Source organism: Butyricicoccus sp., from assembly GCF_050872565.1.
GTDB lineage: Bacteria > Bacillota > Clostridia > Oscillospirales > Butyricicoccaceae > Butyricicoccus_A.
On sequence record NZ_JBNMHC010000338.1, the window covers coordinates 1 to 2,431 of the forward strand.

The 2,431-nt window shown below is 51.2% G+C and carries 2 protein-coding genes; one reads left to right on the top strand and one right to left on the bottom strand.

Features of this window, described 5'->3' with window-relative positions; translation table 11 throughout:
- The coding region (gene mfd, locus ACR0P9_RS11035) for a transcription-repair coupling factor (protein ID WP_432620109.1) at nt 1-2,187 on the top strand (2,187 nt) is incomplete at its 5' end.
- Between the two features lie 22 nt (nt 2,188-2,209).
- Here the strand turns inward: mfd and ACR0P9_RS11040 are convergent.
- On the bottom strand, nt 2,210-2,431 hold a 222-nt coding region (locus ACR0P9_RS11040; RefSeq protein WP_432620111.1), incomplete at its 5' end, for a hypothetical protein.

Genomic DNA, 2,431 nt, shown 5'->3' on the forward strand with positions numbered 1-2,431 from the left:
AGTATTTTAGAGGGCAGCTTGTCTGCCGGTATGGAATATCCTTCTCTCAAAACCGCTGTGTTGACGGAAGGACAGATGCTTGCTGCCCGAAAAAAGAAAAAGGAACGGCGCAAAAAGTCCAATCGAGATCATGTGCGCAGTTATACTGACTTGACACCGGGCGATTTGGTCGTTCATGAGCATCACGGCATCGGCCGCTTTGTCGGTATGGAGCGAATGAGGGTAGAAGGCACGTATCAGGACTTTATTAAAATCGCCTTTGCCGGTACGGATTTTCTCTATGTTCCGGCGACAAGTCTGGATCTGATTTCCAAATATATCGGTGCCGGTTCGGACGCCGCAGAGAGCGGACGCGTGCGGCTCAACAAATTGGGCGGTGCAGAATGGCAAAAAACACGCAGCAAAGCAAAGGCCGCTGTCAAAGAGCTGGCAGTTAATCTGATTGCCCTGTATGCGGAGCGCGAGCGCAAGCGCGGCTATGCCTTCCAGAAGGATGACAGCTGGCAGCATGAGTTTGAAGCGGCATTTGAACACGAAGAGACCGAAGACCAGCTGCGCTGTGTGCAGGAAATCAAACAGGATATGGAATCCGAGCGCCCGATGGATCGACTGTTGTGCGGCGATGTCGGCTTTGGCAAGACCGAAGTGGCGTTGCGCGCCGTCATGAAGTGCGTGCTGGGCGGCAAACAGGCAGCGATTCTCGTGCCGACGACGGTGCTGGCGCGGCAGCATTATTTGACCTGTATTTCCCGATTTTCCGGCTGGCCGGTCAAGATTGAAATGCTCAGCCGATTCAAAACGGCAAAAGAACAGAAGATCATTCTGGAAAAAGTTAAGACCGGACAGGTGGATTTGCTGATCGGCACACATAAGCTGTTCAACAAGAGCATGAAATTTAAAGACTTGGGTCTGCTCATTATTGATGAAGAACAGCGGTTTGGCGTATCGCATAAGGAAAAGCTTAAGGAAATGGCGCGGCAGGTGGATGTACTCACGCTGTCTGCGACACCGATTCCGCGCACGCTGAACATGGCACTGTCCGGCATTCGTGATATGTCCGTGCTCGAAGAGCCGCCGCAGGATCGACATCCGGTACAGACCTATGTGATGGAATACGATGCCGGTGTCATTGCCGAGGCAATGCGGCGGGAGTTTTACCGAGGCGGACAGACGTATTATTTGCATAATGAGGTCAGCACGATTGACACCTGTGCGGCAAAGCTGAAAAAGATGCTGCCGGATGCGGAAATTGCCGTGGCACACGGCAAAATGAGCCAGCGGGAACTGTCGCGGATTATGACGCGCATGAGCGATGGCGATATTGATGTGCTTGTCTGTACGACGATTATTGAAACCGGTATTGACATTGCTAATGCCAATACCTTGATTATTGAAGATGCTGACCATATGGGCTTGTCTCAGCTGCATCAGCTGCGCGGACGTGTCGGACGCTCGGCGCGACATGCCTTTGCCTATTTTACCTTCCAGCGCGGCAAAACACTGTCTGATATTTCCCAGAAACGACTGAATGCCGTGCGGGAATTTGCCGAATTTGGTTCCGGTTTTAAGATTGCCATGCGAGATTTGGAAATTCGCGGCGCAGGTAATGTGCTCGGTGCAGAACAGTCAGGACATTTGATGAATGTCGGTTATGATTTGTATTTGAAGCTGCTCGAAGAGGCGGTATTGGAAGAAAAGGGCGAAAAGCCGCGTTCCAGCACCGATTGCACCGTAGAGCTGCTGGTCAATGCCAACTTGCCGGAAAAATATGTCGAAGATTCCGGTCAGCGCGTGGATTTGTATCGCCGCATTGCTGCGATTCATACGGAAGAAGAACGCGCCGATTTGCTGGATGAGATGATTGACCGCTTTGGTGAACCACCGGCATCCGCTGTTGCGCTGTGTGATATTGCCCTGCTGCGCGCACGCGCTGCCGTACAGGATATTCTGGATATTCGCCAGAAGGATGGCAGAATCTATTTGACTTGGGCAAAGGATGGCACAGATCTGCGCCGGATGGCGGCACTGTGCGGAATGCAGAAATATAAGGGACGCTTGCTGCTCAATGCAGGAGAAGAACCGTATTTGTCTCTGCGTCTTAATCCAAAGGAACGCCCGCTTGCAATGGCACAGGAGCTGGTTTCGCTGTATGCGCAGCTCGGACAGAAGCAAGAAGATGACAAATAAGATAAAAATATTTATATTATACTCAAAGTATATTGCATGGGCGCAAAAAATCGCCAGCACCGGTACAGTGATGTGCCTGTGCTGGCGATTTTACTTTTGTGTACAGACCAAACTTGGCTCTCCCTCTGGGAGAGATGTCGCGCAGCGACAGAGAGGGCTTGTACCAGCTGTAAATTCTTTCAGATTTGCTTGATGCGAGTTTGTCAGAATCAGCCCTCTCAGGATAAACAAAAAGTAATCCGCC